This is a genomic window from Psychrobacter sp. ENNN9_III, from assembly GCF_001462175.1.
GTDB lineage: Bacteria > Pseudomonadota > Gammaproteobacteria > Pseudomonadales > Moraxellaceae > Psychrobacter.
This window is the reverse complement of the sequence record NZ_LNUO01000190.1, coordinates 1-5,531: the sequence shown is the minus strand read 5'-3', so window position 1 is coordinate 5,531 and position 5,531 is coordinate 1. Positions and strand designations below refer to the sequence as shown.

General features: G+C 48.9%; 2 tRNA genes and 3 rRNA genes. All 5 read left to right on the top strand.

Annotation, left to right across the window (positions count from 1 at the left end):
• The first annotated feature begins 190 nt into the window (after positions 1 to 190).
• The 5 genes from PENNN9_RS11655 to rrf all read left to right on the top strand — a co-directional run bounded on the left by PENNN9_RS11655 (position 191) and on the right by rrf (position 5,482).
• A 16S ribosomal RNA gene (locus tag PENNN9_RS11655) occupies positions 191 to 1,729 on the top strand.
• Between the two features lie 85 nt (positions 1,730 to 1,814).
• Positions 1,815 to 1,891, top strand: a tRNA-Ile gene (locus tag PENNN9_RS11650).
• 9 nt (positions 1,892 to 1,900) lie between these two features.
• Positions 1,901 to 1,976: transfer RNA gene (locus PENNN9_RS11645), tRNA-Ala, on the top strand.
• 326 nt (positions 1,977 to 2,302) lie between these two features.
• A 23S ribosomal RNA gene (locus PENNN9_RS11640) occupies positions 2,303 to 5,157 on the top strand.
• A 210-nt stretch (positions 5,158 to 5,367) separates the two neighbouring features.
• A 5S ribosomal RNA gene (gene rrf / locus PENNN9_RS11635) occupies positions 5,368 to 5,482 on the top strand.
• The 16S, 23S and 5S rRNA genes sit together here with 2 tRNA genes alongside, the layout of an rRNA operon.
• The last annotated feature ends 49 nt before the right edge of the window (positions 5,483 to 5,531 follow it).

Below are 5,531 nucleotides of genomic sequence, written 5' to 3'. Positions count from 1 at the left end.
GAATGCTAAAAATAAAGTTGGTTTTGACTTCGTTTCGGGGTCAGTTCTAACTATAAAAATTATCATTTAATCAGCAAAAAAACTCAAAGTTAATTCATTACGAACATATACGAAGAGCGTAATTGCCAGATTAGATGAGCCAAGATTAGAAGTCGTCTTACTATTTATAGTGAAGACTTCAAGCAAGATTAAACTGAAGAGTTTGATCATGGCTCAGATTGAACGCTGGCGGCAGGCTTAACACATGCAAGTCGAGCGGAAACGATACCAGCTTGCTGGTAGGCGTCGAGCGGCGGACGGGTGAGTAACACTTAGGAATCTACCTAGTAGTGGGGGATAGCTCGGGGAAACTCGAATTAATACCGCATACGACCTACGGGAGAAAGGGGGCAACTTGTTGCTCTCGCTATTAGATGAGCCTAAGTCGGATTAGCTAGATGGTGGGGTAAAGGCCTACCATGGCGACGATCTGTAGCTGGTCTGAGAGGATGATCAGCCACACCGGGACTGAGACACGGCCCGGACTCCTACGGGAGGCAGCAGTGGGGAATATTGGACAATGGGGGCAACCCTGATCCAGCCATGCCGCGTGTGTGAAGAAGGCCTTTTGGTTGTAAAGCACTTTAAGCAGTGAAGAAGACTCCGTGGTTAATACCCACGGACGATGACATTAGCTGCAGAATAAGCACCGGCTAACTCTGTGCCAGCAGCCGCGGTAATACAGAGGGTGCAAGCGTTAATCGGAATTACTGGGCGTAAAGCGAGCGTAGGTGGCTTGATAAGTCAGATGTGAAATCCCCGGGCTTAACCTGGGAACTGCATCTGATACTGTTAAGCTAGAGTAGGTGAGAGGGAAGTAGAATTTCAGGTGTAGCGGTGAAATGCGTAGAGATCTGAAGGAATACCGATGGCGAAGGCAGCTTCCTGGCATCATACTGACACTGAGGCTCGAAAGCGTGGGTAGCAAACAGGATTAGATACCCTGGTAGTCCACGCCGTAAACGATGTCTACTAGTCGTTGGGTCCCTTGAGGACTTAGTGACGCAGCTAACGCAATAAGTAGACCGCCTGGGGAGTACGGCCGCAAGGTTAAAACTCAAATGAATTGACGGGGGCCCGCACAAGCGGTGGAGCATGTGGTTTAATTCGATGCAACGCGAAGAACCTTACCTGGTCTTGACATATCTAGAATCCTGCAGAGATGCGGGAGTGCCTTCGGGAATTAGAATACAGGTGCTGCATGGCTGTCGTCAGCTCGTGTCGTGAGATGTTGGGTTAAGTCCCGCAACGAGCGCAACCCTTTTCCTTAGTTACCAGCGGTTTGGCCGGGAACTCTAAGGATACTGCCAGTGACAAACTGGAGGAAGGCGGGGACGACGTCAAGTCATCATGGCCCTTACGACCAGGGCTACACACGTGCTACAATGGTAGGTACAGAGGGCAGCTACACAGCGATGTGATGCGAATCTCAAAAAGCCTATCGTAGTCCAGATTGGAGTCTGCAACTCGACTCCATGAAGTAGGAATCGCTAGTAATCGCGGATCAGAATGCCGCGGTGAATACGTTCCCGGGCCTTGTACACACCGCCCGTCACACCATGGGAGTTGATTGCACCAGAAGTGGTTAGCCGAACCTTTTAGGACGGCGATCACCACGGTGTGGTTGATGACTGGGGTGAAGTCGTAACAAGGTAGCCGTAGGGGAACCTGCGGCTGGATCACCTCCTTATAGACGGCATTCACTTGGCAAGAATTCACAACAAGTTGTTCTTTAGTTTAAGCTAGTTTACTAGTTAGAGGTATATGCCTCGTACAGGCCTGTAGCTCAGCTGGTTAGAGCACCGTGTTGATAACGCGGGGGTCGGCAGTTCAAGTCTGCCCAGGCCTACCACTTACACATGGGGCCATAGCTCAGTTGGTAGAGCGCCTGCCTTGCACGCAGGAGGTCAACGGTTCGACTCCGTTTGGCTCCACCATCAGTAAACAGCGATGCGATAGGTATAAATAGAAACAAGTGATTCACTTATCTAACTAGCACAGATAAGATACTGATTACTTCTTTCTGTTTTATACGGAAATCTATCATTCGACGAGAAGATAGAAACTATTTAAAAACATAGATATGAGTCTGGGTTAACAACAACATGTTCACGTGTTGTCGTTAACCTTAATAATCGACCTCTTAACGACATCAGTTGTTATCCCAGGGGTTGATTATTAAAAAAGTAAAGAGAACTGAATCAAGCGTAAACATAGGTGATATCGTTATAATTGCGAAACTAATAGACCTTTGGGGTTGTATGGTCAAGTAATTAAGCGCACATGGTGGATGCTTGGCAGTCTGAGGCGATGAAAGACGTGACAGCCTGCGATAAGCTTCGGGGAGGCGGCAATATCCTGTGATCCGGAGATTTCTGAATGGGGAAACCCACTTACCATAAGGTAGGTATCCTAATTTATTAGGAGGCGAACGAGGGGAAGTGAAACATCTCAGTACCCTTAGGAAAAGACATCAAATGAGATTCCCCAAGTAGCGGCGAGCGAACGGGGAGAAGCCGATTGATACTAGAATAGAAGAACAGTGTGGGAAAGCTGGCCATAGTGGGTGATAGCCCCGTATTTTAAATTCTAGCATTGACATATTAAGTAGAGCGGGACACGAGAAATCCTGTTTGAAGATGGGGGGACCATCCTCCAAGGCTAAATACTCCTGACTGACCGATAGTGAACCAGTACCGTGAGGGAAAGGCGAAAAGAACCCCTGTGAGGGGAGTGAAATAGAACCTGAAACCGTGTGCGTACAAGCAGTGGGAGCCCACTTGTTGGGTGACCGCGTACCTTTTGTATAATGGGTCAGCGACTTATATTCTGTAGCGAGGTTAACCGTTTTGGGGAGCCGTAGGGAAACCGAGTCTTAATAGGGCGATGAGTTGCAGGGTATAGACCCGAAACCGAGTGATCTATCCATGAGCAGGTTGAAAGTGCCGTAACAGGCACCGGAGGACCGAACCCACTGTCGTTGAAAAGCCAGGGGATGACTTGTGGATAGGGGTGAAAGGCTAATCAAACTCGGTGATAGCTGGTTCTCCCCGAAAGCTATTTAGGTAGCGCCTCGGACGAACACCATTGGGGGTAGAGCACTGTTTCGGCTAGGGGGTCATACCGACTTACCAAACCGATGCAAACTCCGAATACCGATGAGTGATATCCGGGAGACACACAGTGGGTGCTAACGTCCATTGTGGAGAGGGAAACAACCCAGACCGCCAGCTAAGGCCCCAAATTCCTAGTTAAGTGGGAAACGAGGTGGGAAGGCATAGACAGCTAGGAGGTTGGCTTAGAAGCAGCCATCCTTTAAAGAAAGCGTAATAGCTCACTAGTCGAGTCGGCCCGCGCGGAAGATGTAACGGGGCTCAAACTAGGAGCCGAAGCTGCGGATTTGAATTTGTTTTCAAGTGGTAGGGGAGCGTTGTGTAAGCCTGAGAAGGTGCATTGTAAAGTGTGCTGGAGGTATCACAAGAGCGAATGCTGACGTGAGTAACGATAATGGGTGTGAAAAGCATCCACGCCGGAAGATCAAGGGTTCCAGTCCAACGTTAATCGGGGCTGGGTGAGTCGACCCCTAAGGCGAGGCCGAAAGGCGTAGTCGATGGGAAATCGGTTAATATTCCGATACTTGTTTATGATGCGATGGAGGGACGGAGAAGGTTATGTCAGCCTAGTGATGGTTATCTAGGTGAAAGGATGTAGGTTTATAGCTTAGGTAAATCCGGGCTATTATATACTGAGATCTGATAGCAAGTCCTACTTGTAGGACGAAGTGGCAAATACCAGGCTTCCAGGAAAAGCTTCTAAGCGATAGTCATAAACGAATCGTACCCTAAACCGACACAGGTGATCAGGTAGAGAATACCAAGGCGCTTGAGAGAACTCTGCTGAAGGAACTAGGCAAAATGGTACCGTAACTTCGGGAGAAGGTACGCTGTTGATGGTGATAGGACTTGCTCCTTGAGCTGTTGGCAGTCGCAGATACCAGGCTGCTGCAACTGTTTATTAAAAACACAGCACTCTGCAAACACGAAAGTGGACGTATAGGGTGTGATGTCTGCCCGGTGCTGGAAGGTTAATTGATGGGCTTAGCGTAAGCGAAGGTCTTGATCGAAGCCCCAGTAAACGGCGGCCGTAACTATAACGGTCCTAAGGTAGCGAAATTCCTTGTCGGGTAAGTTCCGACCTGCACGAATGACATAATGATGGCAGCGCTGTCTCCAGCAGAGACTCAGTGAAATCGAAATCGCAGTGAAGATGCTGTGTACCCGCGGCTAGACGGAAAGACCCCGTGAACCTTTACTACAGCTTTACATTGAACTTTGACCTGACTTGTGCAGGATAGGTGGGAGGCTTTGAAGCCGAGACGCTAGTCTTGGTGGAGCCAATCTTGAAATACCACCCTGGTCATGTTGGGGTTCTAACTCAGGTATAACAATACCGAGGACAATGTATGGTGGGTAGTTTGACTGGGGCGGTCTCCTCCTAAAGAGTAACGGAGGAGTACGAAGGTGCGCTCAGAACGGTCGGAAATCGTTCATAGAGTATAAAGGCAAAAGCGCGCTTAACTGCGAGACCCACAAGTCGAGCAGGTACGAAAGTAGGTCTTAGTGATCCGGTGGTTCTGTATGGAAGGGCCATCGCTCAACGGATAAAAGGTACTCTGGGGATAACAGGCTGATACCGCCCAAGAGTTCATATCGACGGCGGTGTTTGGCACCTCGATGTCGGCTCATCTCATCCTAGGGCTGAAGCAGGTCCTAAGGGTATGGCTGTTCGCCATTTAAAGAGGTACGCGAGCTGGGTTTAGAACGTCGTGAGACAGTTCGGTCCCTATCTACCGTGGGCGTTGGAAATTTGAGAGGATCTGCTCCTAGTACGAGAGGACCAGAGTGGACGAACCACTGGTGTTCGGGTTGTCATGCCAATGGCATTGCCCGGTAGCTACGTTCGGATGGGATAACCGCTGAAAGCATCTAAGCGGGAAGCCCACCTCAAGATTAGATTTCCCTAAAGAGCCGTTCAAGACTAGGACGTTGATAGGCAGGGTGTGGAAGCGCAGCGATGCGTGTAGCTAACCTGTACTAATTGCTCGTTTGGCTTGACCATACAACACCCAAGTGGTTTGTAGCTATCTATAGAGTGACAATTATGCGTCTGTTACGCACCTTCAATTACTTGAAGGTCCCTTAACAGACAAAACGCACAATGGTTATTTATAGAATGGTAAGCATTATATCGATATCACCTATTATTCTTGATTCAGTCAAGTAGTGTGATAAGTCATACAAAACAACAGACTCATATCTAACCCCCTTTGCTGACGACAATAGCACGATGGCACCACCTGATCCCTTCCCGAACTCAGAAGTGAAACATCGTCGCGCCAATGGTAGTGTGGCTCCGGCCATGTGAGAGTAGGTCATCGTCAGCTCTCTATTCCAAAAAGCCCCCCGACACATGAGTGTTGGGGGCTTTTTTTG